The sequence below is a fragment of the Pseudomonas sp. NPDC089554 genome, from assembly GCF_050280645.1.
Taxonomy (GTDB): domain Bacteria; phylum Pseudomonadota; class Gammaproteobacteria; order Pseudomonadales; family Pseudomonadaceae; genus Aquipseudomonas.
Window position 1 is genome coordinate 1 of sequence record NZ_JBNNVR010000038.1, and the last position, 23,924, is coordinate 23,924.

At 64.3% G+C, this 23,924-nt stretch carries 29 protein-coding genes; 23 read left to right on the top strand and 6 right to left on the bottom strand.

The genetic code is table 11. The annotated features are described in order from the left end of the window. The 5 genes from ACQKPE_RS13365 to ACQKPE_RS13385 all read left to right on the top strand — a co-directional run. The coding region (locus tag ACQKPE_RS13365; RefSeq protein ID WP_427666479.1) for an OmpA family protein at positions 1–697 on the top strand (697 nt) is incomplete at its 5' end. Between the two features lie 49 nt (positions 698–746). Continuing rightward, positions 747–1,535: a ParA family protein gene (locus ACQKPE_RS13370; protein WP_427666481.1), complete on the top strand. Its 789-nt coding sequence runs from the start codon at positions 747–749 to the stop codon at positions 1,533–1,535. Next, positions 1,535–2,425, top strand: a complete 891-nt coding sequence (locus ACQKPE_RS13375; RefSeq protein WP_427666483.1) for a chemotaxis protein CheW — start codon at positions 1,535–1,537, stop codon at positions 2,423–2,425. Before ACQKPE_RS13370 ends, ACQKPE_RS13375 begins: the two co-directional genes overlap by 1 nt. 67 nt (positions 2,426–2,492) lie before the next feature. Continuing rightward, positions 2,493–2,972 carry a chemotaxis protein CheW gene (locus ACQKPE_RS13380; protein WP_427666484.1) on the top strand — a complete coding sequence of 160 codons (480 nt, stop codon included), beginning with the start codon at positions 2,493–2,495 and terminating at the stop codon, positions 2,970–2,972. A 1-nt stretch (position 2,973) separates the two neighbouring features. Further along, positions 2,974–3,369 carry a DUF2802 domain-containing protein gene (locus ACQKPE_RS13385; RefSeq protein WP_427666486.1) on the top strand — a complete coding sequence of 132 codons (396 nt, stop codon included), beginning with the start codon at positions 2,974–2,976 and terminating at the stop codon, positions 3,367–3,369. Positions 3,370–3,437: 68 nt separating this feature from the next. Here ACQKPE_RS13385 and ACQKPE_RS13390 read toward each other — a convergent pair whose 3' ends face one another. The 4 genes from ACQKPE_RS13390 to ACQKPE_RS13405 all read right to left on the bottom strand — a co-directional run bounded on the left by ACQKPE_RS13390 (position 3,438) and on the right by ACQKPE_RS13405 (position 8,130). After that, positions 3,438–5,891 carry a dermonecrotic toxin domain-containing protein gene (locus ACQKPE_RS13390; protein ID WP_427666488.1) on the bottom strand — a complete coding sequence of 818 codons (2,454 nt, stop codon included), beginning with the start codon at positions 5,889–5,891 and terminating at the stop codon, positions 3,438–3,440. A 69-nt stretch (positions 5,892–5,960) separates the two neighbouring features. After that, positions 5,961–6,167, bottom strand: a complete 207-nt coding sequence (locus tag ACQKPE_RS13395) for a hypothetical protein (RefSeq protein ID WP_427666490.1) — start codon at positions 6,165–6,167, stop codon at positions 5,961–5,963. 68 nt (positions 6,168–6,235) lie between these two features. Next, positions 6,236–6,568, bottom strand: a complete 333-nt coding sequence (locus ACQKPE_RS13400) for an EscU/YscU/HrcU family type III secretion system export apparatus switch protein (RefSeq protein ID WP_427666492.1) — start codon at positions 6,566–6,568, stop codon at positions 6,236–6,238. Continuing rightward, positions 6,565–8,130: a flagellar hook-length control protein FliK gene (locus tag ACQKPE_RS13405; protein ID WP_427666494.1), complete on the bottom strand. Its 1,566-nt coding sequence runs from the start codon at positions 8,128–8,130 to the stop codon at positions 6,565–6,567. Before ACQKPE_RS13405 ends, ACQKPE_RS13400 begins: the two co-directional genes overlap by 4 nt. A gap of 185 nt (positions 8,131–8,315) precedes the next feature. Here ACQKPE_RS13405 and ccmA point away from each other — a divergent pair, with 185 nt between their 5' ends. The 17 genes from ccmA (at position 8,316) to ACQKPE_RS13490 (ending at position 20,055) form a co-directional block, all read left to right on the top strand. Beyond that, the gene (gene ccmA, locus ACQKPE_RS13410; RefSeq protein WP_427666496.1) at positions 8,316–8,948 is read left to right on the top strand and encodes a cytochrome c biogenesis heme-transporting ATPase CcmA; all 633 of its coding nucleotides are present in this window, start codon (positions 8,316–8,318) and stop codon (positions 8,946–8,948) included. Further along, positions 8,945–9,613 carry a heme exporter protein CcmB gene (ccmB, locus tag ACQKPE_RS13415; protein ID WP_427666497.1) on the top strand — a complete coding sequence of 223 codons (669 nt, stop codon included), beginning with the start codon at positions 8,945–8,947 and terminating at the stop codon, positions 9,611–9,613. Before ccmA ends, ccmB begins: the two co-directional genes overlap by 4 nt. Before the next feature lie 47 nt (positions 9,614–9,660). After that, a complete protein-coding gene (locus ACQKPE_RS13420) occupies positions 9,661–10,428 on the top strand; it encodes a heme ABC transporter permease (RefSeq protein WP_427666499.1) in 768 nt (255 codons plus the stop codon). Further along, on the top strand, positions 10,425–10,601 hold the full coding sequence (ccmD, locus tag ACQKPE_RS13425) for a heme exporter protein CcmD (RefSeq protein ID WP_375101224.1): 177 nt from the start codon (positions 10,425–10,427) through the stop codon (positions 10,599–10,601). The genes ACQKPE_RS13420 and ccmD overlap by 4 nt, the downstream gene beginning before the upstream one ends. Next, a complete protein-coding gene (gene ccmE / locus ACQKPE_RS13430; RefSeq protein WP_427666502.1) occupies positions 10,598–11,050 on the top strand; it encodes a cytochrome c maturation protein CcmE in 453 nt (150 codons plus the stop codon). Before ccmD ends, ccmE begins: the two co-directional genes overlap by 4 nt. 11 nt (positions 11,051–11,061) lie before the next feature. After that, entirely contained in the window at positions 11,062–13,035 is a 1,974-nt protein-coding gene (locus ACQKPE_RS13435; protein ID WP_427666543.1) for a heme lyase CcmF/NrfE family subunit, read from the top strand. Then, the gene (locus ACQKPE_RS13440) at positions 13,032–13,571 is read left to right on the top strand and encodes a DsbE family thiol:disulfide interchange protein (protein WP_427666504.1); all 540 of its coding nucleotides are present in this window, start codon (positions 13,032–13,034) and stop codon (positions 13,569–13,571) included. The genes ACQKPE_RS13435 and ACQKPE_RS13440 overlap by 4 nt, the downstream gene beginning before the upstream one ends. After that, positions 13,568–14,044 carry a cytochrome c-type biogenesis protein gene (locus tag ACQKPE_RS13445; RefSeq protein WP_427666506.1) on the top strand — a complete coding sequence of 159 codons (477 nt, stop codon included), beginning with the start codon at positions 13,568–13,570 and terminating at the stop codon, positions 14,042–14,044. The genes ACQKPE_RS13440 and ACQKPE_RS13445 overlap by 4 nt, the downstream gene beginning before the upstream one ends. Continuing rightward, positions 14,037–15,221 (top strand): c-type cytochrome biogenesis protein CcmI, encoded by a 1,185-nt coding sequence (ccmI, locus tag ACQKPE_RS13450; RefSeq protein WP_427666508.1) that lies wholly within the window; start codon positions 14,037–14,039, stop codon positions 15,219–15,221. Before ACQKPE_RS13445 ends, ccmI begins: the two co-directional genes overlap by 8 nt. Positions 15,222–15,233: 12 nt before the next feature. Further along, positions 15,234–15,659: a hypothetical protein gene (locus ACQKPE_RS13455; protein ID WP_427666510.1), complete on the top strand. Its 426-nt coding sequence runs from the start codon at positions 15,234–15,236 to the stop codon at positions 15,657–15,659. Positions 15,660–15,716: 57 nt separating this feature from the next. Continuing rightward, complete coding sequence (locus ACQKPE_RS13460; protein ID WP_427666511.1) at positions 15,717–16,655, top strand: 2-hydroxyacid dehydrogenase; 939 nt, start codon at positions 15,717–15,719, stop codon at positions 16,653–16,655. Positions 16,656–16,683: 28 nt separating this feature from the next. Beyond that, a complete protein-coding gene (locus tag ACQKPE_RS13465; RefSeq protein ID WP_427666513.1) occupies positions 16,684–17,472 on the top strand; it encodes a PhzF family phenazine biosynthesis protein in 789 nt (262 codons plus the stop codon). 104 nt (positions 17,473–17,576) lie between these two features. Next, positions 17,577–17,984 (top strand): GFA family protein, encoded by a 408-nt coding sequence (locus ACQKPE_RS13470; RefSeq protein ID WP_427666515.1) that lies wholly within the window; start codon positions 17,577–17,579, stop codon positions 17,982–17,984. A gap of 69 nt (positions 17,985–18,053) precedes the next feature. After that, entirely contained in the window at positions 18,054–18,392 is a 339-nt protein-coding gene (locus ACQKPE_RS13475) for an FKBP-type peptidyl-prolyl cis-trans isomerase (RefSeq protein WP_427666517.1), read from the top strand. A 173-nt stretch (positions 18,393–18,565) separates the two neighbouring features. Beyond that, entirely contained in the window at positions 18,566–19,225 is a 660-nt protein-coding gene (locus tag ACQKPE_RS13480; RefSeq protein WP_427666518.1) for a histidine phosphatase family protein, read from the top strand. 122 nt (positions 19,226–19,347) lie between these two features. Beyond that, complete coding sequence (locus ACQKPE_RS13485) at positions 19,348–19,536, top strand: hypothetical protein (RefSeq protein WP_427666520.1); 189 nt, start codon at positions 19,348–19,350, stop codon at positions 19,534–19,536. Between the two features lie 6 nt (positions 19,537–19,542). Continuing rightward, positions 19,543–20,055, top strand: coding sequence for a hypothetical protein (locus ACQKPE_RS13490; RefSeq protein ID WP_427666522.1), 513 nt, complete (start codon positions 19,543–19,545; stop codon positions 20,053–20,055). Between the two features lie 47 nt (positions 20,056–20,102). Here ACQKPE_RS13490 and ACQKPE_RS13495 read toward each other — a convergent pair whose 3' ends face one another. Continuing rightward, entirely contained in the window at positions 20,103–20,831 is a 729-nt protein-coding gene (locus ACQKPE_RS13495; protein WP_427666524.1) for an aspartate/glutamate racemase family protein, read from the bottom strand. Between the two features lie 16 nt (positions 20,832–20,847). Continuing rightward, positions 20,848–22,383 (bottom strand): NCS1 family nucleobase:cation symporter-1, encoded by a 1,536-nt coding sequence (locus ACQKPE_RS13500; protein ID WP_427666526.1) that lies wholly within the window; start codon positions 22,381–22,383, stop codon positions 20,848–20,850. Positions 22,384–22,921: 538 nt separating this feature from the next. Here ACQKPE_RS13500 and ACQKPE_RS13505 point away from each other — a divergent pair. Continuing rightward, positions 22,922–23,860: a class I SAM-dependent methyltransferase gene (locus ACQKPE_RS13505; RefSeq protein ID WP_427666527.1), complete on the top strand. Its 939-nt coding sequence runs from the start codon at positions 22,922–22,924 to the stop codon at positions 23,858–23,860. Positions 23,861–23,924: the final 64 nt, after the last annotated feature.

Consider the following 23,924-nt stretch of genomic DNA (forward strand, 5'->3'; position numbering starts at 1 on the left):
GCCGATTCCCATCGGTGACGAGCGCCCGGTCACGGTCAAACCGGCCGAGCCGCTGGTCAAGGACAGCGAGCAGACCGACGCGGCCCTGGCGCAGAACAGTGCCGACCCGCTCAAGACCATCACCGAGGATGTGCGCGAAGCCTTCGGCGACCTGATCAGCTCCAACCAGATGACCGTGCGCGGCAACGAGCTGTGGGTCGAGATCGAACTCAACTCGGCGCTGCTGTTCGGCAGCGGTGATGCCATGCCCAGCGATATCGCCTTCGATATCGTCGAGAAGGTGGCGAAGATTCTCAGGCCGTTCGCCAACCCGGTGCATGTCGAAGGTTTCACTGACAACCTGCCGATTCGCACGGCCCAGTACCCGACCAACTGGGAGCTGTCCTCGGCGCGTGCGGCGAGCATCGTGCGTCTGCTGGCCATGGAAGGCGTGAGCCCGGGGCGCATGGCCTCGGTGGGTTATGGCGAGTACCAGCCGGTGGCCAGCAACGACACCGCCGACGGCCGTTCGCGTAACCGCCGGGTGGTGCTGGTGATTTCCCGTAACCTGGAGGTGCGCCGCAGCCTGACCGGCTCGGGCAGTGCCAACGCGACACCGGACGCTGCGTTGCGACGGGCTGGCACACAAAGTGCACCGCCATCGTCAGCCACGGCGGTCGGGCGCAATCCCGTCAATTCTCCGTCACCGAACCTATAGAACCGTTCCCGGCAGGGCACTTGACCATACCGGGAGGAAGCAACGCACGATGAGAGTCTGGGCAGTAGCCAATCAAAAAGGTGGCGTAGGCAAGACCACCACCACCATCGCTTTGGCCGGTCTGCTGGCTGAGGCGGGCAAGCGCGTGGTCGTCGTCGACCTCGACCCGCACGGCTCGATGACCAGCTATTTCGGGCATAACCCCGATGCCCTGGAACACAGCTGCTACGACCTGTTTCTGCACAAGGGTGCGGTGCCCGAGGGCTTGCCGGGACAGTTGTTGCTGCCGACCAGCCATGAGCGTATTTCGCTGCTGCCGTCGAGCACCGCGTTGGCGGTGCTCGAGCGCCAGTCGCCGGGGCAGGGTGGCTTGGGCCTGGTGATCGCCAAGAGTCTGGCGCAGCTTTGGCAGGATTTCGACTTCGCCTTGATCGACAGCCCGCCATTGCTCGGTGTGCTGATGGTCAACGCCCTGGCCGCCAGCCAGCAGTTGGTGATCCCGGTGCAGACCGAGTTTCTCGCGGTGAAGGGCCTGGAGCGCATGGTCGGTACCCTGGCGATGGTCAACCGCTCGCGCAAGCAGGCGTTGCCCTACCAGATCATCCCGACCCTGTTCGACCGCCGCACCCAGGCCTCGCTCGGCACCCTCAAGGTGCTGCGCGACACCTATGGCGAGCAGGTCTGGCAGGGCTACATTCCGGTCGACACGCGCCTGCGCGATGCCAGCCGCAATGGCGTCACGCCTTCGCAGTTCGACGGCAAGAGCCGTGGCGTGACCGCCTACCGGGCGCTGCTCAAGCACCTGTTGACCTACCGCAACGCGTTGCAGGTGGCCTGATGAACCAAGCCCGGATCACCAGCAAACCGCAATTGGCCTTGCAGACCTACCTGGACGGCCTGCTTCAGGAGGCCACCGAAACCCTCGACTTGCCCGAGCCTGAAGCGCTGGCGCCGCCGGTTCAGGCGCCGGTCGACGAATTCGCCGCTGCCGTGCGCGAAGAGCAGGCCCGCGATGCCCAGCGCCATGCCGCGCCGCCGGTGGCGCCAAGGCCTTTTGCCGAGCCGGTCGCCAAGGTATTGCCGACGGTGCTGGCCCCGGTGGAGCCGGTGCTCAGTGTGGTGGAGGACCAGGTGGTGGCCGAGGCGGCTATCCCGGTCCTGACCGAGACCCAAACCATCGAGCCGGTGGCGCCGCTGGTCGAAGTGCATCTGCCCGCGCCAAACCTGCCCGTGCCACCGGCCACCGGCGACGGTCGCCCCGCCTGGGCCGCAGAACCCTTCGAGTGCCTGCTGTTCGACGTCGCCGGCCTGACCCTGGCCGTGCCGCTGGTGTGCCTGGGCTCGATCTACAGCCTGGCGGGCCAGGAGCTGACACCACTGTTCGGCCAGCCGGACTGGTTCCTTGGCATCCTCACCTGCCAGGCTGGCAACCTGAAAGTATTGGACACCGCGCGTTGGGTGATGCCCGACCGCTACCGCGACGATTTGCGCCAGGGCCTGCAGTACGTGATTTCCGTGCAGGGCTACGAGTGGGGGCTGGCGGTGCACCAGGTCAGCCGTTCGCTGCGCCTGGACCCGTCCGAGATCAAGTGGCGCAGCCACCGCGGCCAGCGCCCGTGGCTGGCCGGTACGGTGATCGAGCACATGTGCGCCTTGCTCGATGTTGCCGAGTTGGCCGAGCTGATCGCCAGTGGTGCGGTCAAGCAACTGAACACCAAACACACATAACACAACGCCGCTACTGCCGCGGCCATACCGCACACACCGCCAACGGCGGGTTTAGAGGGCTAGGGGAATGAAAAAGTCGTCTGCACAAGGTTCCGAAGATCCGATCCTGCAGTGGGTTACCTTCAAGCTGGACAACGAGTCCTATGGCATCAATGTGATGCAGGTGCAGGAAGTGCTGCGCTACACCGAGATCGCACCGGTGCCGGGCGCGCCGAGCTACGTGCTGGGCATCATCAACCTGCGCGGCAACGTGGTGACGGTGATCGACACCCGCCAGCGCTTCGGCCTGGTGCCTACCGAAGTCACCGACAACACCCGTATCGTGATCATCGAGGCGGACAAGCAGGTGGTCGGGATCCTGGTCGACAGCGTTGCCGAAGTGGTGTACTTGCGTCAGTCTGAAATCGAGACCGCGCCGAACGTGGGCAACGAAGAGTCGGCCAAGTTCATCCAGGGCGTGTGCAACAAGAATGGCGAGCTGCTGATCCTGGTCGAACTGGACAAGATGATGACCGAGGAAGAGTGGTCCGAGCTGGAGAACATCTGAGTTGATCTTCGAGGTTGCTGTCATCTTCCTGGCGCTGCTGTGGGCGCTGAGCCTGTGGTTCTTCCTCAACTACAGCAAGCGCCAGCGCGAGGTGGCCGCCCAGCAGGCGGTGGGTGATGCCCTGCGTGACCAGCGCATCAAGGACCTGGCCAAGCGCCTGGATGACTACCAGAACGGTAGCGTGCGCATGGGTGAGGCTATCCACGAGCTGCGTGCGGCGGTGGCGCCGTTGCCCGAAAAGCTCCTGCAACTGGAGCAGCGCGACCCCAACAGTGTCACCTTCGTGCAGGCGGCCAAGCTGGTGGGCATGGGCGCCAGTGTCGAGGAACTGACGCAAAGCTGCGGCCTGACCCAGGCCGAGGCGGAGCTGATGAGCAAGCTGCACCGCACTCAATGAAAACCGGGGCATATGCCCCGGTTTTCTTGTTGGCCAGCGATTTCGAACAGACGCCAGGTACTTTGCTATCAGGCGCGCGCCCAGGACTTCAACCCCCCCACTGCAACTGCCTGGTCCAGCGGCAGGTACTGGTCCAATGCCTGCCTGAAACGGGCCAGGTCCACCACGCTGAAGAGCTGTCGCGTGCCCATGCTCATGGCATTGAATACCTGGCGCAAGGCCGCAAGCTCCGGCAGCCGCTGATCCACCACATGGCTCAGCACGCCTGGGCCGGTGAGGTCGCGCAGCTTGAGCGCGTATTCACCGAAAGCCACCGGGTCTTCCTCGAGCAAGGGCCGAGGTTGCGTGTAGAAGTCCGGCGCCTCGAGCAAGCGGCGATGGATTTCCTCGGAAACTGCCTCCAGCACGGGGTTGCCCGCGTGGCTGCCGATCAGGCTGTTGTTGTAGAGGCAGTCCATGTGCATGCTCGCATTGGACATCGGGGGGTTGAGCAGCAAACCGTCCGCAGCGGCGCGCAGGTCCAGCTGGTCCAGCGATTTGCTCAGTTGCGATGCAGTGATCGGCTCACCGGCCACGAGCACGGCGTCATCGATGTCCATGTACAGCCCACCTTCATGTAGAATTGCCTGGTAACGCAGGATGTCCGTGGCACTGGCGAAGTTGCTGCCAGGGCCGCTCATGGCAGCCGTGAATTGATCGAAGTAACGGCTTTGCGTGAACGCGAGGTAGAAGGGCTGTTCTTCTAGCGCCAGCACCTCAAGGTTGGGGGCGTGCTGGCCCAGCAGCCGCAGGTTTTCCTCGAAGGCGGCGGGCGTTGCCCTCGACAGGTACAAGCGATAGGCAAAGGTGGACTGCTCCAAGCGGCTGCTGTTCTGGGCGATGTTGCGCAATATGTCATCCCTGATTACTTTGTCGCCGACCCAGAAACTCATGACCTGGGAAGGGATGGGGTCGAGGGTTTGCTTGTCGGGCAGTTGCAGGTCGAAGGGCAGTTTCAGATCGATGCCCATGGCGCGCAGGCTGCTCATGCGGGTGGCATCGGTCACGACCCGATCGCTGGGCACTGGGATGAGGCTGTCTGCACCGGGCGTAGCGCAGTAGTACTGCGGCGAAATTTCGTTCAGGTCTTCCATGCGCATGAACGCATCCTCTACCAAGTCATAGCAGGCCGTTTCCTGGAAGCCTTCGATGAACGCTATCCGCAACTCGTCGGTCTGGCCGGTATAGAGCGGTGTCCGCTCGACCAGCCGGGCGATGTCGGGGTTGGCATCGGGCAACGCGGCGAGCGTCACCGGTTCGTCGAACAAGGCCAGCACTTGTGGGTCTGGCCAGTGCGGTGGGGTGATCGGGCCGAGCGAGTAGCCAAGCTGGTCATTGATGTGCCCTGGGGCGACGAAGCGGTCTTGCCAGAAGCGGAACAGCAGCGGCTTTTCCTGGGCCAGGTCCTGTACTACCGGCAAGGCATTGAGCAGGCCGAACGCCGAGGCCTTCACGCCTTCGGCTTGCTCCTGCATCGACTTGCCGTTGATTGCCCTGTCCAGGCCCAGGCCGAACTGGGCGATGCCGCCAGCGGCGAACAGCGGCCACAGTGCCGGAACCGCCAGCGCCAACGGCGCGAGGTAGGTCATGGCGGCGCTGAGGTAGCCTGCCCAGCGGGCCTTGGTTACTGCACTGTCGCTTTCGATAAGGAAGTCCGCATCGTGGTAGCTGCGCGTGCGATAACGGTCGGCAAGGGCTTCGAACAATTCGCCGGTTAGCGGCGGGCTGTAGGTCTTCATCTTGTAATTGACGTACTCGCGCGGCGTCCATATGCCGTCGGTGGTGAACCCTGGGCGGTCGCTGTCGAGGCGATAGGGCTCGGGGTATGCCGCCAGGCCATTGAGCGCAGTGCCCAGGCCGCTGAAGCTCAAGCCGTCGGGGGTGTCGGCGGCGTTGAAGTGAGCCTCGAGCGCTGCGCGCCTGGCCGGGTCGCGGCACTGCTCGGCGAACCAGTCCTGCATCGCCGCCTCGCTGTCGAACGCGTGCAGGGGCGAGGCGTTGCCGGGTATGTACAGCAACAGCAGCAGGCTGTCCTTGCGCCTGAAGCACAGCAGGTCGGTGGCCGGGTAGCCATAGACGTTCAAGGCACGGGCCTGGAGGGGAGCCGGTGGCGTTTGCAGGCCCGCCACTTGCCAGGCGAGCGTCACCGCCTCGCGGGTCAGGCTACCCTCGGCCGCCTGCTTGTTGCACGCGGCGATGAAGTTGAGCTTCAGGCATTGGCGGTAGGCGTCGAAGTGATCGTTCCAGTAGGTGTCCAGGGTGGCCTTGTAGGCATTGGCGAAGTCCTGCTGCCAGGTGAAGGCTTCGAGCGTTGCTACCGGCAGGTTGACGAAGGTTTCGTGGTCATAGCGTTGTGGCTCGGTGCGACGGAAGAAGCCACTGAGCACGTAGTGGTTCTGGGCGCCGGGTTCGGACGGCGGCCGCAGGGCGTCAATGATGCGTATCTGTCGGTCGCTGCCTTGCGGTTGGTCTGGGCCGAGCAAGTGCGGGACTGCTTCCAGGTTGCGCTCGGCCTGCCAGTTGCCCAGTAGCGCCTGGGTGATGCTCTGGCGCTAGGCGACGATACCCGTCCAGCCATAGTCGCTGCCTTCCTGGTAATGCAGGGTGACGGCGTCGATCTGCTCAGGGGCGAGATCGACGCCCTGGCTGGGCAGCCAGTGGGCCAAGGTGTCTCGGGCGGCTTGGTCCGGGCGCGGAAAATCGGCCAGATGGTGGCGGGCGAAGCCGACCGCTGCCGGGCTCAGGTAGGGAATTGCCATGGTGTCACCTCTGCGATGGGAAAAACCGCGAAGGTGAACCAGATGCCGGGCGCAACCGTGGTAGTGGGTTATCTACCGGGCAGACGTGGCATGTCGGGGGTGATGTCGCGCTCGGTGGGCGGGGCGTCGTCGAAGCCTACCGGCACCTTGCCACGCAGTTGCCAGGCGAAGGCGATGATCTCGGCGATGGTCAGGTACAGCGCCTCGGGAATCTGCTCGCCCAGCTCAAGGCGCGCCAGCAGGCGTACCAGTTCGGCGTTCTCGTAGATCGGCACCTCGTGCTCGCGGGCCAGGGCCAGGATGGCCTCGGCCAGTTCGTCATCGCCCTTGGCGCTGAGGGTCGGGGCCTGCTGGCCATCGTAGGTCAGGGCGATGGCCTGGCGGGGTTGTTTGGCAGTCATGCGGTTTCATCCACCCAGCGTTGTTCCAGACGGGTACGCGGGCCTTGCGGCGGGGTGCCTGGGTGGCATTCCAGCTCGCCGACATCCAGGCCCCGGGCCAGCAGGCGTTCGCGCAGGTTGGCCAGTTGGCTGTCGATCAATTTTGCGGTGGCCGGGTGTTCGGCCCACAGTTGCCCGGACAAGCGCCCCTGGCTCAATTGCGCTTGCACTTGCAATGGGCCCAGCGGCGCCAGGTCGAAGGCCAGCTCGATACGCCACAGCGACTCCAGCGGGTTGCGCTGTTCACGTTGCGCGTCGGCCTGCTGCTCGGGGGTATCCTCGCGTTGCAGCTTGACCTGCAACGGGATGAAGTCCTGGCCGTGGCGAATGGGGATCTCGGTTTGCCAGGTAGTCTGCAGGTTGCCGCTCTCGGTGGTACCGGTCTGTTGCAGGCTGGCCAGTTGATGGCTCTGCAGGCGAGAGATAGCGGCAGCGGCCAGGCGCAGCAACTGTTGCAGGTCGCCTTTGTCTTCCAGGCTTTGCAGCTGTCGCGAGGGCAGGGGGAACATGCCGGGTTGCGGGCGCGGGCTGACCCGGTCGAGCATGCCCAGCGCGCCGCGCACCATGCCTGGAAGGGCCTGGGCCACGGTAGCAGGCAGGCTGACCGGGTTGAAGGCGGCGTTGGGCGTGGCGGCCTGGGCCTGGGCCACCAGTCGCACCAGTTGAGCCTTGAGGTCCGGTGCCAGGGTGGCGCCCAGCCCGCCGAGCAGTTTCGCTTCGAGAAACGCACCGCTGTTGTTCAGGGCCTGGGCCACGGCCTTGGGGTCGGACAATTGACGAGCATCTGGCAGGCTGGCCAGCAGGCGCTCGGCGAGGCCGCGCAGTTCAGCGCCGGCGCCGGAGGTGTTGTTGATTTGCTGCAAGGCCGTGAGCAGGCCGGGCAGCGAGGCCTGGCGACTTTGCTGGGCCGGCAGTTGCTGGGCGATGGTCAGTTGGTCCTGGCGCCCGCTCAAAGGCACGAAGCGCAACGACTGGTCACTCTGCACCAAGGCGCTGAGCAGGCTGCCGACCGCCAGCGGGCGCGGGCTGTCGATGGCCAAGGTGGCCCCGGCCTGGCTGCTGTTGAGCAGGTTGACCAGCGAACGGAACACCGTCGCTTGCCCAGGATCGCTGGGCAGCGCCTGGCTGGTCAGCACCTTGCCCTGCAACAGGGTGCCGAGAGGAATCTTGCTGGTGTCGAGCTGGGTGAGGGTGGCAATGTTGCTGGCGCTGGCTTGCTGTAGCAGCACCGCCAGGCGGTTGCTCTCGGGCTGGCTGACCGTGACCTGGCTGCCCTGGGGCAGGGGTTGCGGGGCGGTGGTCTGCACCTGGGCCCGGTTGCCATTGGGCAGGGTCAGGCGCAGCAGCATCTGGAAGTCCTGGCCCACCTGGCGCAGGCTCAATACCTCGGCCTGGGCGGTGGAGCCTGCGGGCAACAGGTTTGGCTGGGGTTGCAGCAGGCGCAGCAGTTCGCCGGTCATCGCTGCCTTGGCAATGTGCGGTGCGAGGGTGCTTTGTGCAGGGAGACTATTGATTTCGGTCATGATTGTATACAACCTGTCGGTCCAGCCCTCTTGGCAGCGGGTCAGTGCGTGTAATAATGCGGGCCGCCTGCCATTGCCAGTATAACGGCAGGGCATGGAGTGACTTGAGACAACGGCTCTAGGTCGGGTTCACCCGCCAGCAGGCAACACCGACCTACAGCGATACAACAGCATAAGGCGAAACCGTGACCCTTCACCTCCAAGCCGTGGGCCTGGCCTGCGAGCGCGACTGGCGCCTGCTCTTCGAGTACCTGGACTTCGAGCTGCGCCCCGGCGACATGCTGCAGGTCAGCGGCCCCAACGGCAGCGGCAAGACCAGCCTGTTGCGCTTGTTGGCCGGGTTGATGCAGCCCACCGCCGGGCAGATCCTGCTCGGCGGCCAGCCGTTGAGCGAGCAACGCCATGCCCTGGCCAGTATCCTGCTGTGGATCGGCCACGCTGCGGGCATCAAGGACCTGCTCAGCGCCGAGGAAAACCTCGCCTGGCTCTGCGCGCTGCACCAACCGGCCGAACGCCAGGCCATCTGGCAGGCGCTGGAGGCGGTGGGCCTGCGCGGTTTCGAAGATGTGCCGTGCCATACCCTCTCGGCCGGCCAGCAACGCCGCGTGGCCTTGGCCCGCTTGCACCTGGCCAGCCCGCCCTTGTGGATTCTCGACGAGCCCTTCACCGCCCTCGACAAGCAAGGGGTGGCCCAGCTCGAGGCGCACCTGGCGGCGCACTGCGAGCAAGGCGGCACGGTGGTGCTGACCACCCACCACCCGCTCGAACGACGTCCCTCGGGCTACCGCGAACTGAACCTGGGGCAGTGGGCCGCATGAGCGTATTCATCCTGTTGCTGCGCCGCGAAGCGCGCTTGCTGTTCCGTCGTCCCGCAGAGTTGGCCAACCCCTTGGTGTTCTTTGCCATCGTGGTGGCGATGTTCCCGCTGGCGGTTGGCCCTGAAACGCAATTGTTGCAAACCTTGTCCCCTGGCCTGGTGTGGGTGGCGGCGCTGCTGGCGGTCTTGCTGTCGCTGGACGGCCTGTTTCGTAGCGATTTCGAGGACGGTTCGCTCGAACAATGGGTGCTGTCACCGCATCCGCTGGCGTTGCTGGTGCTGGCCAAGGTGCTGGCGCACTGGACTTTTTCCGGGCTTGCGCTGGTATTGTTGGCGCCGCTGCTCGCTTTGATGCTGGGTTTGCCAGCCAGTTGCTTGCCGGTGCTGCTCGGCTCGCTGCTGCTGGGCACCCCGGTGCTGAGCCTGCTGGGGGCAGTGGGGGCAGCGTTGACGGTGGGGCTCAAGCGCGGCGGTTTGTTGCTGGCGTTGCTAATTCTGCCGTTGTATATCCCTGTATTGATCCTGGGCAGTGGCGCGTTGCAGGCCGCGTTGCAGAATATGCCCGCGACCGGCCACTTGCTGTGGCTGGCCAGCCTGACGGCCCTGGCCGTGACCCTGGCACCCTTTGCGATAGCGGCTGGCCTCAAGATCAGCGTCGGCGAATAACGAGTCCTGGGCGCCCAAGCCCGGCCAATACCCTGAGATGTACCCTGATGAAAATAAGCTGGACGTGGTTCCACAAACTGGGTTCCCCCAAATGGTTCTATGCCATCAGCGGCCGCATGCTGCCCTGGCTGGCCCTTGCCGCTGCGCTGCTGTTGCTGGTCGGCTTCACCTGGGGCCTGGCCTTCGCGCCCCAGGACTACCAGCAGGGCAACAGCTTCCGCATCATCTATATCCACGTGCCGGCGGCCATGCTGGCGCAGTCGTGCTACGTGCTGCTGGCGGTGGCCGGGGTGGTGGGGCTGGTGTGGAAGATGAAGCTGGCCGACGTCGCCCTGCAATGCGCCGCGCCCATCGGCGCCTGGATGACCGCCGTGGCGCTGGTCACCGGGGCCATCTGGGGCAAGCCGACCTGGGGCAGCTGGTGGGTGTGGGATGCGCGCCTGACCTCGATGCTGATCCTGCTGTTCCTGTATTTCGGCATCATTGCCCTGGGCCAGGCCATCAGTAACCGCGACAGCGCCGCCAAGGCCTGCGCAGTGCTGGCTATCGTCGGCGTGGTGAACATCCCGATCATCAAGTACTCGGTGGAGTGGTGGAATACCCTGCACCAGGGCGCGACCTTCACCCTCACCGAAAAGCCTGCCATGCCCGCCGAGATGTGGCTGCCCTTGCTGCTGACGGTGCTGGGTTTCTACTGTTTCTTCGGTGCCGTGCTGCTGCTGCGCATGCGCCTTGAAGTGCTCAAGCGCGAGGCGCGTGCCAGCTGGGTGCGCGAAGAAGTGCTGAGCAGCCTGGGCCGGGAGACCGTGCGATGAGTTTCGCCTCCTTCAGTGATTTCCTCGCCATGGGCCACCATGGCCTGTACGTGTGGTCGGCCTACGGCATCTGCCTGGCGGTGCTGGCGCTCAATGTCGCCCTGCCGCTGGCCGCGCGCCGTCGCTACCTGCAAGAAGAGGCGCGTCGCCTGCGCCGGGAGAACAACCAGTGAATCCGCAGCGCAAGAAACGCCTGTTGCTCATCCTTGGCCTGCTGGTCGGGGTCGGCGTCGCCGTGGGCTTTGCCCTGAGCGCTCTGCAACAGAACATCAACCTGTTCTACACCCCCACCCAGATCGCCAACGGCGAAGCGCCGCTGGACACCCGCATCCGCGCCGGCGGCATGGTCGAGAAGGGCTCGGTACAGCGCTCGCCCGACTCGCTGGACGTGCGCTTCGTGGTCACCGACTTCAGCAAGTCGGTACCCATCACCTACCGCGGCATCCTCCCCGACCTGTTCCGTGAAGGGCAGGGCATCGTCGCCCTGGGCAAGCTCAACGCCGAGGGCGTGGTGGTGGCCGACGAAGTGCTGGCCAAGCACGACGAGAAGTACATGCCGCCTGAAGTGACCAAGGCGTTGCAGGAGAGCGGCAAGGCCGCCAACTACGAGGCCAAGCCATGAACGCGACGCTGATGATTCCGGAACTGGGCCAGTTGGCGATGATCCTGGCGATCTGCTTCGCCATCGTCCAGGCCACCCTGCCGCTGCTCGGCGCCTGGCGCGGCGACCGCCTGTGGATGAGCCTGGCCCGCCCGGCCGCCTGGGGGCAGTTCGCCTTCCTGGCGTTCGCTTTCGCCTGCCTGACCCACGCCTTCATGACCGACAACTTCTCGGTCGCCTACGTCGCCAACAACTCCAACACCGCGCTGCCCTGGTACTACAAGTTCAGCGCCGTGTGGGGCGCGCACGAAGGCTCGCTGCTGCTCTGGGCCCTGATTCTCGGGGCCTGGACCTTCGCTGTCTCGGTGTTCTCGCGTCAGTTGCCGCAGGTGATGCTGGCGCGAGTGCTGGCCGTGATGGGCATGATCAGCGTGGGCTTCTTGTCGTTCCTGATCATCACCTCCAACCCCTTCGAGCGCCTGCTGCCGCAGATGCCAATGAACGGCCGCGACCTCAACCCGCTGCTGCAGGACTTCGGCCTGATCGTCCACCCGCCGATGCTGTACATGGGCTACGTGGGCTTCTCGGTGGCCTTCGCCTTCGCCATCGCCGCCTTGCTCGGCGGGCGGCTGGACGCCGCCTGGGCACGTTGGTCGCGGCCCTGGACCATCGTCGCCTGGGCCTTCCTCGGCATCGGCATCACCCTCGGCTCGTGGTGGGCCTACTACGAACTGGGCTGGGGCGGCTGGTGGTTCTGGGACCCGGTCGAGAACGCCTCGTTCATGCCCTGGCTGGTGGGCACGGCGCTGATCCACTCGCTGGCGGTCACCGAGAAGCGCGGGGTGTTCAAGAGCTGGACCGTGCTGCTGGCCATCGCCGCCTTCTCCCTGAGCCTGTTGGGCACCTTCCTGGTCCGCTCCGGGGTGCTGACCTCGGTGCACGCCTTTGCCTCCGACCCGTCGCGCGGCGTGTTCATCCTGATCTTCCTGTTGTTCGTGGTCGGCGGTTCGCTGACCCTGTTCGCCCTGCGCGCACCCGTGGTCAAGAGCCAGGTGGGCTTTGCCCTGTGGTCGCGGGAAACCCTGCTGCTGGCCAATAACCTGGTGCTGGTGGTGGCGGCCTCGATGATTCTGCTCGGCACCCTCTACCCACTGGTGCTCGATGCCCTGACCGGCGCCAAGCTGTCGGTAGGCCCGCCTTACTTCGATGCCCTGTTCCTGCCGCTGATGGCGCTGCTGATGGTGGTCATGGCCATCGGCGTGCTGGTGCGCTGGAAAGACACCCCCGGCAAGTGGCTGGCCAGCATGCTCACCCCGGTGCTGATCGGCAGCGCGATCATCGCACCGCTGGCCGGGTGGCTGGTCGACGACTTCGACTGGCCGGCACTGACCGTGTTTGCCCTGGCCGCCTGGGTGGTGCTGGGCGGCGTGCGCGACATCCTCGACAAGACCCGCCACAAGGGCCTGCTCAAGGGCCTGCGCGGCCTGAACCGCAGCTACTGGGGCATGCAGCTGGCGCACCTGGGCCTGGCGGTCTGCGCCCTGGGCGTGGTGATGTCCAGCAACAACAGCGCCGAACGCGACCTGCGCATGGCACCGGGCGAAAGCGTCGAGCTTGGCGGCTATCACTTCCTGTTCGAAGGCGCCAAGCACTTCGAGGGGCCGAACTTCATTTCCGACAAAGGCACTATTCGTGTTTCTCGAGAAGGCCGCGAGATCGCCGTGCTGCACCCGGAGAAACGCCTGTACACCGTGCAGCAATCGATGATGACCGAGGCCGGTATCGATGCCGGCTTTACCCGCGACCTCTACGTCGCCCTCGGCGAGCCCCTGGAAAACGGCGCCTGGGCGGTGCGGGTACATATCAAGCCTTATGTCCGCTGGATCTGGCTGGGCGGTCTGTTGACCGGCCTTGGCGGTTTCCTGGCGGCCCTCGACCGGCGCTACCGCGTCAAGGTCAAGGCCCGGGTGCGTGACGCCCTGGGCATGTCTGGAGCCCCTGCATGAAGCGTTGGATCATGGTGTTGCCACTGGCAGTGTTCCTGCTGATGGCGCTGTTCCTCTACAAGGGCCTGTTCCTCAAGCCCGACGAGCTGCCCTCGGCAATGATCGGCAAGCCGTTCCCGGCATTCTCCCTGCCCGAAGTGCAGGAGGGCGGGCGGACCCTGACCCAGGCCGACCTGCTGGGCCGACCGGCCTTGGTCAATGTGTGGGGCACCTGGTGCCCGGCGTGCAAGGTCGAGCACCCGTTCCTGAACCAACTGGCCCAGCAGGGCGTGGTGATCCACGGCATCAACTACAAGGACGACAATGCCGCCGCGCTGAAATGGCTGGCGGAGTTCCACAACCCCTACCAGCTGGGTATCCGCGACGAGCAAGGCACCCTGGGCCTGGACCTGGGCGTGTACGGTGCCCCGGAAACCTTCCTGATCGATGCCCAGGGCGTGATCCGCTACAAGCATGTGGGCATCGTCGATGCCACCGTGTGGCGCGAGCAGTTGGCGCCGTTGTACCAGGGCCTGGTCGACGAGGCCCAGCCATGAAGCGCTGGTTGGCAGCGGCCGTGCTGGGCATGAGCCTGGCCGGTGTGGCCAAGGCGGCCATCGACACCTACCAGTTTCGCGACGATGCCGAGCGCGAGCGCTACCAGCAACTGACCAAGGAACTGCGCTGCCCCAAGTGCCAGAACCAGGACATCGCCGACTCCAATGCGCCGATCGCCGCCGACCTGCGCCGGGAAATCTTCCGCATGCTCGGCGAGGGCAAGAACAACGAGCAGATCGTCGACTTCATGGTCGACCGCTATGGCGACTTCGTGCGCTACAAGCCGGCCCTGGACGGGCGTACCTGGTTACTGTGGTTCGGCCCGGGCATTCTCCTGGCCGGTGGCTTCGTGGTGCTGGCGCTGATCGTGCGCAAGCGCCGCAGCCAAGGCCCGGCTGCAACCTCGGAGCTGTCTACCGACGAACGCGAGCGTCTCGCCAAACTGCTGGATAAAGAACCTACCCATGATTGAATTCTGGCTGAGTGCGGGCCTGCTGCTGCTCGCTGCCCTGGCATTCCTGCTGTTGCCCATCCTGCGTGGTCGCCGCCAGCAGGCCGAAGAAGACCGTACCGCGCTGAACGTCGCCTTGTACCAGGAGCGCATCGCCGAGCTTGCGGCCCAGCAGGCCGCGGGCACCCTCGACGCAGCGCAACTGGCCAAGGGCCGCGACGAAGCCGCCCGCGAGCTGCTGGCCGATACCGAGGGCGCCGAGCCACTGCGCCAGGGCCACCTGGGCAAGGCGCTGCCAATCGTGGTTGCGCTGCTGGTGCCGTTGCTGGGGCTGGGGCTCTACCTGCATTACGGCGCGGCCGACAAGGTTGAACTGACCCAGGAGTTCGCCCAGGCACCACAGTCGCCGCAAGACATGATCAGCCGCCTCGAGCGCGCCGTGCAGGCCCAGCCGGATTCGGTCGAGGGCCTGTACTTCCTTGGTCGCGCCTACATGGCCGAGCAGCGCCCGGCGGATGCTGCCAAGGTATTCGAGCGCGCCGTGGCCCTGGCCGGTCGCCTGCCAGACCTGCTGGGCCAGTGGGCCCAGGCCCAGTATTTCGCCGCCAACAAGCAGTGGACCCCACAGTTGCAGGCGCTGACCGACGAAGCGCTCAAGGCCGACCCTAACGACGTCACCAGCCTTGGCCTGCGTGGCATCGCGGCCTTCGAGCAGGCGCGCTACCAGGAGGCCATCGACTACTGGCAGCGCCTGAGCCTGCAATTGCCTGAGGGCGACGCGTCGCGTGCGGCATTGCAAGGCGGTATCGACCGCGCCACCGAACGCCTCAAGGCCGCCGGCGGCAAGCCGGTCGAAGCCGCCAAGCTGACGGTGCGGGTAGAGCTGGCAGCAGCGCTCAAGGACAAGGTCAAGCCGGACGACAGCGTGTTCATCTTCGCCCGCGCCAGCAATGGTCCGCCCATGCCGCTGGCGGCCAAGCGGGTGAGCGTGGCGCAGTTGCCGATCGAGGTGGAGCTTTCCGATGCCGATGCGATGCTGGCACAGATGAAACTGTCGGACTTCAGTGAAGTCCAACTGGTTGCACGCGTGTCGCGCGCCGGCCAGCCGACCCAAGGCGAGTGGATCGGCCAGGGCGCGCCAATTCCCAGCCGTGGCCAGGGCCTGCAGCACCTGACCATCGACCGCCCCGACCAGTAAGAGAGCCACGCCATGAACAGTCCCGTACGCCTGACCCTGATCGCCTTGGCTATGGGGCTGTCCGCGTGTACGGTGCACCCGCCGACCGAGCAGCAAGAGCCGTTGCCGCCGATCGAGACCATCCCACCGCGCCAGGGGCCGGTGGTAACGCCCCTGCCAGGCAGCAAGCCTGCGCCCCAACCAGGCAAGCCTGCCGCGATTCCCAAGCCCATGCCGCGCACCTCCGCAAGCTTCGCGCCGCCGCCCGGTGGCGCCAGCCATTGGGACCCGAAGCTCGGCGTGTATGTGCTGGAGAAACAGCCCAACACCTTCTACCGCCAGCGCACCTATTACCGCTGGAATAACGGCTGGAGCTGGTCACTGAGCCCCAACGGGCCATGGCAGGAAACCGATGCCAGCGGTGTGCCGGGTGGTCTGGGCCGGGCGTTCGGGCAGTAGCTCACAGGCAACTGACGAACTGGCATAATGCCCCTTCCCATTGATTCGGAGGGTGGCATGAGCAAGACCGTTCTGGTGCTGGTAGAAACCGTCAACGATTACCTCCCATTGCTCGAACAGGCCGGTTACCGCCTGATACGTGCCCCCACTGCGCAACTGCGCGCCGACGCCATCGCCCGCCATGCCCAGGAGGTCGACGCAGTCCTCACCCGTGGCCCGCTGGGGCTCACCGCCGCCGAGATCGACGCACTGCCCAAGTTGCAGATCATCTGCGTGATCGGCGCCGGCTACGAACAAGTCGACCTTCGCGCGGCGGCCGCGCGCGGTATCACCGTTACCAATGGCGCTGGGGCCAACGCCTCGGCCGTCGCCGACCACACCATGGCCCTGCTGCTGGCGCTGCTGCGCGACATTCCCCGGGCCGATGCCAGCACTCGGCGTGGCGAGTGGAACCGGGTCATCACCCCGTCGATCAGCGGCAAGCGCCTGGGTATCGTCGGCCTGGGCGCCGTCGGCCAGGCCATCGCCAAGCGTGCGGCGCAAGGCTTCGACATGAATGTCAGCTACCACAGCCGCAAACCCCGCGAGGCATCGCCCTACACCTGGTACGACAGCCCCCTGCACCTGGCCGAGAACGTCGACATCCTGGTAGTCGCCACCCCAGGCGGTGCGGGCACCCGGCACCTGGTCGACGGGCCGGTGCTCAAGGCCTTGGGCGCCGAGGGTTACCTGGTGAATATCGCCCGTGCCAGCGTGGTCGATACCCAGGCCCTGGTCCAGGCCTTGACCGAAGGCACCATCGCTGGCGCCGGGCTGGATGTGTTCGATGACGAACCTGCTGTGCCCGATGCCTTGAAAGCGTTGACCAATACCGTGCTGACCCCCCACGTGGCGGGCCAGTCGCCGGAGGCGGCGCGCGATACCGTGACCTTGGTGCTGCGTAACCTGCAAGCGTTCTTCGCCGGTGAGCCGGTGCTGACCCCGGTGCGTCAGTAAGCCCTTTTTCGAAACCAGGAGTGTTTGCATGGAGCTTCAAATCTTCCAGGTCGATGCCTTTTCGGCCGAACCCTTTGGTGGTAACCCTGCGGCGGTGATCCGGCTGGAAAGCTGGTTGCCAGATGCGCAACTGCAACGTATCGCCGAAGAGAACAACCTGTCCGAGACCGCCTACCTCGTGCGCAACGGCGAAACCTTCGACCTGCGCTGGTTCACCCCGGCGGTGGAAGTGGACCTGTGCGGTCACGCCACGCTGGCAGCGGCCTGGGTGTTGTTCGAGCAACTGGACGAGCAGGCCGAGGTGCTGCGCTTCAACACCCGCAGTGGCGAGCTGCGCGTCAGCCGCGGCGCCGATGGCCTGCTGGCCATGGACTTCCCGGCCAAGGATCCGCAACCGGTGGACATTCCCCAGGCCCTGCTCGACGCCTTGCGCTTGACCGAGGCGCGCGCGCTGTATCGCTCCGATGACTACGTGCTGGTGATCGACGATGCCGAGCTGATCGCCACCTTGCTGCCGGACTTCGCCGCGTTGTCGGTCTTCGATGTGCGGGGTATCGCGGTGACGGCGCCGGGCCGAGGCTTCGATTTCGTCACTCGCTGGTTCGGGCCGCGCGTGGGTATCAACGAAGACCCGGTCACCGGTTCTGCGCACACCTCGCTGGCGCCGTACTGGGCCGAGCGCCTGGGCAAGACCACGCTGAGCTGCGAGCAGGGCGGGGCGCGCAAAGGGCAGTTGCAGTGCGAGGTGCCGGGTAATGGGCGGGTGGTGATCAGTGGGCGTGCGGCGTTGTATATGCGGGGCACGGTGTATCTATGACTTAGGTGCGGCTGTGCGGGCCTCATCGCGGGCTTGTCCCGCGAAGAGGCCCGCACAGCCCCCGCTATACTTGGCAATCCTTCCCTCAGCACGGAGCCTCCAACATGCCACTGGAAAAACAGGGTACCTGCCTGTGCGGCGCCACCACGTTGCGCATCCTTATCGACGAACCCCAGGTCAGCGCCTGCCATTGCAGCATGTGCCGCAAATGGACCGGCGGCCCGCTGCTGTGCGTGCATAGCGACCACGCCCCCACCTTCGAAGGCCGCGCGCCAAGCGTCTACGATTCTTCCGAATGGGCCCAGCGCGGCTTCTGCGGCCAGTGTGGCACCCACCTTTACTACCGCCTTACCGACAAGACGTCCTACGCCATTCCCGCAGGCCTGTTCGACGGCGACGAGGCCTGGGACTTCAACCTGCAAATCTTCGTCGAGCAGAAACCCGCCTGGTACTGCTTTGCCAACCAAACCACCGAGCTCACCGGCGAGCAGGCCTTCGAGCAACTCGGCTGAGTCTTGCCAAAGCCCGGCATTCCTGCGAAAAGGGCCGCCTCGTACTATTCACCCGCGCAAGAGGCCAGCATGAGCAACGAACTCCAGATCACCGACCTGCAAGAAGGCGACGGCAAGGCCGTGGTCAAGGGCGCATTGATCACCACCCAGTACACTGGCTGGCTGGCCGATGGCAGCGAGTTCGACTCATCCTGGTCGCGCGGCAAGCCATTCCAGTGCGTGATCGGCACCGGCCGCGTCATCAAAGGTTGGGACCAGGGCCTGATGGGCATGCGCGTAGGCGGCAAGCGCAAATTGCAGGTGCCGGCGCATTTGGGCTATGGCGAAAGGTCAGTAGGTTCGATACCGCCGAACTCTGACCTCACTTTTGTTGTCGAAGTGCTCGAAGTGCTGACCCGAGACGATTAAAGCTTGTTTCGGCACAGTCGTAATTTGGCAATACAGCTTCTCTAGAGTGGCTATTGCCCAAGGACGGAACCCCAAGGACGAGCCCTATCGGGCGGTCGGTGCCCGGCACCGGACCGCCGCAGGGATGAACTACAGGCAAGGATGCCCCGCCTTTTGCCGGACGACCCCTAGCCATGAAGTTGATGCAGTACCTGCGACGTCGCCACCTGCTGCTCGGTGCAGCCCTTGCCGCTGTGGCGGTACCTCTGACCCTCGGTATGGTCCAAAGCCACGACCACCCTGCCGATGGCACCCAGACCCTGGTGTTCATGCGCCACGCAGAGAAACCCAGCGAAGGTCTGGGCCAACTGAATTGCCAAGGCCTGAACCGCGCCCTGGACCTTGCCACGCTGCTGCCCGAGCGTTTCGGCGACGCCGACTACGTGTTCGCGGCCAACCCGTCGCGGCATGTGGAAGAGGGTAGCCAAGACCTGCGCTATAGCTATATCCGCCCGCTGATGACCATCACCCCCAGCGCCATTCGCCTGGGTCTGCCGGTCAATATCGATTTCGGTGCCAACGACTACAACGATCTGGCCGATGAGCTGCTGAGCGCCAAGTACCGCAATGCGACCGTCTATACCGCCTGGTCCCACGGCTATCTGCCCGACCTGCTCAATGCCGTGGCCGGCAAGGCCTTGGGCGAGAAACGTGTGATCATCGACGATTGGCAAGGCGAGGATTTCGACACCCTCTACGTAATCACCCTGACCTGGCACGACGGCAAGGCCAGCCTGCTCAGCCGCAACGTGCGGCAGGGATTGGATGGCGGGGCGAAGACCTGCCCAACCTGATGAATGTAGGCAGAGGCTGACGCGAATCAGCGATTCGGGCTACAGCTTGAGCTTGTGCCCTGTCATTGAGACACGAGCTTCAGGACTTTACGATTACCGGGTCGGTAATCAGGAGTCTACGAATGCCTATCAAGTCCTACTTCTCTTCCAAAGTGGTCAAGGCTGCCAACGCACGGCTCTGCGAAAGTGGGGTGGCGTTGGAGCCTGATCTTCCACAAGAGCTGCTTGGCGTGGTGTCCAGCGCGCGCAAGACCCGAGCCGAGCTCAGAGCAGCATTCGAGCTAGCGTATACCCGGCTGCGTGAAGGCTGATTACGCATGGCCCGTAAAGGTTTCAACACCATCTACTCAATGCTCGTCACCCACGAGGAAGGCATGCTCGGTGTCGTGGCCTACTCGTTATATAAACGGCAGAAAATCGAGTTCATCCAATCCTTCAAAGAGCGCCATGGCCGGGATCCTGATGATGAAGATCTGAGCCATTTCCACCATCTGAGCAACAGCCCCACGCAGCTGGAAAGCTACCGACGTCAGGCGGATTTGTTATCTCAGGGGTTTCTATATGTGTCTCTAGAGAAGCAAGCAGCAGAGCTTGAAGCTTTCTATGCCAGCAAGGCCGATGGCGAAATCAGAAGCGCTCGCCCAGGCTTCTGGAAGGGTGTGATGCAGAGTGTCGTGGGGTCGTTGCTTTTCGTGTTCATGCTTGGCTTCCTGGTGTTTTTCACCTGGAGCCTCAATCAGGGACCAAAACAGGTGATCGAACAGGTATTCGACGTCACCATCATTGATGGTCTGCCCGCGACCCCCGACATCTTGCAAGCCCAGCCCTAGCCATCGCGAACAAGCCTGCTTCGCGATGGCTCAGCATCGGATAAAGCCTACCGCCCCACCCTCATCGGCCAGCCCACCACCTTCTTGGCCCTGGGCGTGGCATAGGTGCGTACCTTGGAGGTGCTCAACCCCAAGCGCACCAGCGACTCGGCGATGGTCACCGCCGCGCTCACGCCATCGACCACCGGCACGCCGGTGCGTTGGCGAATCTGCTCATCCAACCCGGCCATGCCGCCGCAGCCCAGGCAGATCACCTCGGCCTTGTCGTCTCGCACCGCGCGTTCGGCCTGCTCGACGATGGCCTCGACGGCACGCCGTGGGTCTTGCTCCAGCTCCAGCACCGCCAGGCCGCTAGCCCGCACCGAGGCGCAGCGGTCATAAAGGCCCGAGAGCTTCAGGCGGTCCTCGATCAGGGGCACCGTGCGGTCCAGGGTGGTCACCACCGAATAGGCATGGCCCAGGTACATCGCCGTGCTGGCGGCGGCATCGGTAATGTCCACCACCGGTACGTTCAACAGCTCTTGCAAACCTTCGCGGCCGTGCTCGCCGTAGCCGGCCTGGATCACCGCATCGTACGGCTGGTCGTAGGCCAGCACGCGGTCCATCACCGCGATGGCCGCCAGGTAACTTTCGAAATTGCCCTCCACCGATTCGGCGCCGAACCAGGGCGTCAGGCCGACGATCTCGGTCCCCGGCGCGGCCACGCTGCGCGCCTGCTCGGCGATGGCCTCGGTGATGGCCTCGGTGGTATTGACGTTAACGATCAGAATACGCATCTACAGATTTCCTTGATCAGTGGCTGCTGTGGTCGACGGCGATGGCTTCGCCGCTCACATCGAGGTATTGGCGGTTGCGCGGGGCGATCAGCAGGTACAGCGCAGCGGCGCTGCCAGCACCGATCAGCCAGGAGAACGGCGCAATGTTGTGGAACTGCGGCACCAGCGCCAGCACGATGGCCAACACCGCCGCAGGAATGAACGCAGCCACCGCGCGCAGGTTGACGCCACGGCTGTAGTGGTAGGCCGCTTCAGGGTGCTCGCTGTACAGTTCCGGCACGTTGATGCGGCCTTTGCGCAGCAACCAGTAGTCGGACATGATCACGCCGTACAGCGGGCCGAGCAGGGCGCCCAGGCCTGAGAGGAAGTACACGATCACCAGCGGGCTGTTGTAGAGGTTCCACGGCAGGATCAACACCGCCACGGTGGCGCTGATCAGCCCGGCACGGCGGAAATTCAGATGGCGCGGCGCCAGGTTGCTGAGCACGAAGGCCGGGGCGACGAAGTTGGCCATGATGTTCACCGCCACGGTGACGATCAGGAAGGCCAGGCAGCCGAGCACCAGGAAGGCGGTGTTGGGAATGGTGGCGACGATCTGCGTCGGGCTGTCGATGATCTGCCCGTTGATCTGGAACTGCGCGCCGCACAGCACCACAGTGATCACCGCGAACACCAGGATGTTCACCGGCAGGCCCCAGAAGTTGCCTACGCGGATGGTCCTGCGGCACGGCGAGGAGCGGGCGAAGTCGCAGAAGTTGAGTACCAGGGTGCCGTAGATCGCCAGCCACAGCGAACCACCGGCGAAGATGTTGCGCCACATATCAACGCCTTGCAGCGGCTCGGCCACCGACCAGGCGATGCGCGTGTCGGTCTTGAAGTACATCCAGGCTGCAAGGCTGGCCACGGTCAGCAGGATCACCGGGCCCGCGAAGCCTTCATAGCGGCGCACCATTTCCATGCCGTAGGCGAGGATCACCAGCTGCACCAGCCAGATCGCCACGAAGCATACCCAGCCCAGGCTCGACAGCCCGAGGATGCTGTCCTGGTCGTAGGCGGCCACTTGTGGCCACACCGCCGTGAGCAGCACGCGCAGTACCACCGAGGCCAGGTAGGTCTGGATACCGAACCAGGCGATGGCGATGACCGCGCGGATCAATGCCGGAATTTGCGCACCATGGATACCGAAAGAGATGCGGCTGATGACCGGGAACGGCACGCCGGTCTTCTGCCCCATGTAGCCGGACAGGTTCATGAAGAAGTACACCAGCACCGCGCCGATCGCCAGCGACAGCAGGATCTGCCAGCCGCCCAGGCCAAGGGCGAACAAGCCCATGGCGAACGAGTAGTTGGCGATGTTGTGCACATCGTTGGTCCACAGCGCGAAGATGCTGTAGCCGCCCCAGCGCCGGCCTTCCTGGCGGGTGGGCGCGAGGTCGCGGTTGTGCAGGCGCGGGCTGAGTTCTAAAGGCGTGGCAGCGCCGGACAGGGGCGCGGCGGTGGGACTGGTGCTGGCAACGGATAGTTCAGGGGCAAGGTCGAGGCTACTACTCATTCCGGCGGCTCCTGATGCGCGAAGACTGCGATGAGGCGGGCATGCGCACGGGCTCGCCATCTCGTCGGTGCAGGCGTTGGCATCACTGGGTTCTGGGCGCTACGGCCTGTTTAGGGCAGGCGTCGCGGGTTCTTGTGTATTTATGTTTTGCAAAATTTGTATACAAAACATGAACACACAAAAGCCAATTCCATGCCAGCGAGGAACCGATTAGAGAGTGGCTATCATTATGAATCTATGTGTTTGAAATATAAGCTGTTGAAATTAATTGGTTATAAATTGACCTCTAGGTCAGTTTTATTTTTTGAGTTGCCATTTAGTTGATCGATTAGTCAGTTTTAGTTAAGCGGTTTGTGTAACCTGGTGGTGCGTTACTGTAGGAAAGTGCACACAAAAATGGCACCTATAGTTACATTCTTGTGTACAAAAAATAGTCACCTGGGGTCGGGTTGATGACGTTGCATCATTCCCTCAGGGGCGGACGGCGCTGGCCGAGCAGACCGGGTAGAATGCTGGCTTTTTCGTACATAACGCCGCCATGACTTCGCCTATCGCTACCCTTCAGCAACACCTACTCACTGCCCTCGACCCCGCTCCCCGCGAGACCCGACGCTTGTTTCACGGCCGTGGCCGGTGTTGGCCGGGGCTGGAGCAGGTCACCGTCGACTGGCTCGACGGGGTGCTGCTGGTGGCGCTGTTCCGCGAGCCGGCCGAAGACCAGCTGGCCGAGTTGCAAGCCATGCTCAAGGCACTGGCCGAGAGCCCGCAATGGACTGGCCAGGCGGTGTTGATCCAGCACCGTTACCTGCCCGACAGCCCAGGCCAGTGGTTGCTCGGCGAGCCGTGCCAGCAGCGCGAAGTGACCGAGGACGGCCTGAAGTACTTGCTCGACCTTGGCGTGCGCCAGAACAACGGCCTGTTCCTCGACATGCGCTACGGCCGACGTTGGGTGCGTGAGCAGGCACAGGGCAAGCGGGTGTTGAACCTGTTCGCCTACACCTGTGGTTTCTCGGTGGCGGCGATTGCCGGCGGCGCCGAGCAGGTGGTCAACCTGGACATGGCCAAGTCCGCGTTGTCGCGAGGCCGGGAGAACCACCGACTCAATGGCCATGACGCGTCTCGGGTGGCGTACCTGGGGCACGAGCTGTTCAAGTCATGGGGCAAGGTGCGCAAGTATGGGCCTTATGACCTGATCATCATCGACCCACCGACCTTCCAGCGCGGCAGCTTTGTGCTGACGCAGGACTACGCGAAAATCCTACGCCGTTTGCCTGAGTTGCTTTGTGAGGGGGGGACTGTGTTGGCCTGCGTCAACGACCCCGGTATCGGACCGGCCTTCCTGGTCGAAGGTATGGCGGCACATGCCCCGGAGTTGGCCTTTGTCGAGCGCCTGGACAATCCGCCCGAGTTTCCCGACAGCGATATTGAGGGTGGTTTGAAAGCAATGGTTTTCAGCCATTGCAAGCGTTCTATGTAGGTATGTGGCGTAAGTTATTTCTCACATTCTTATCGTTCATATCTTCGACCCCTTAGGTTTATCG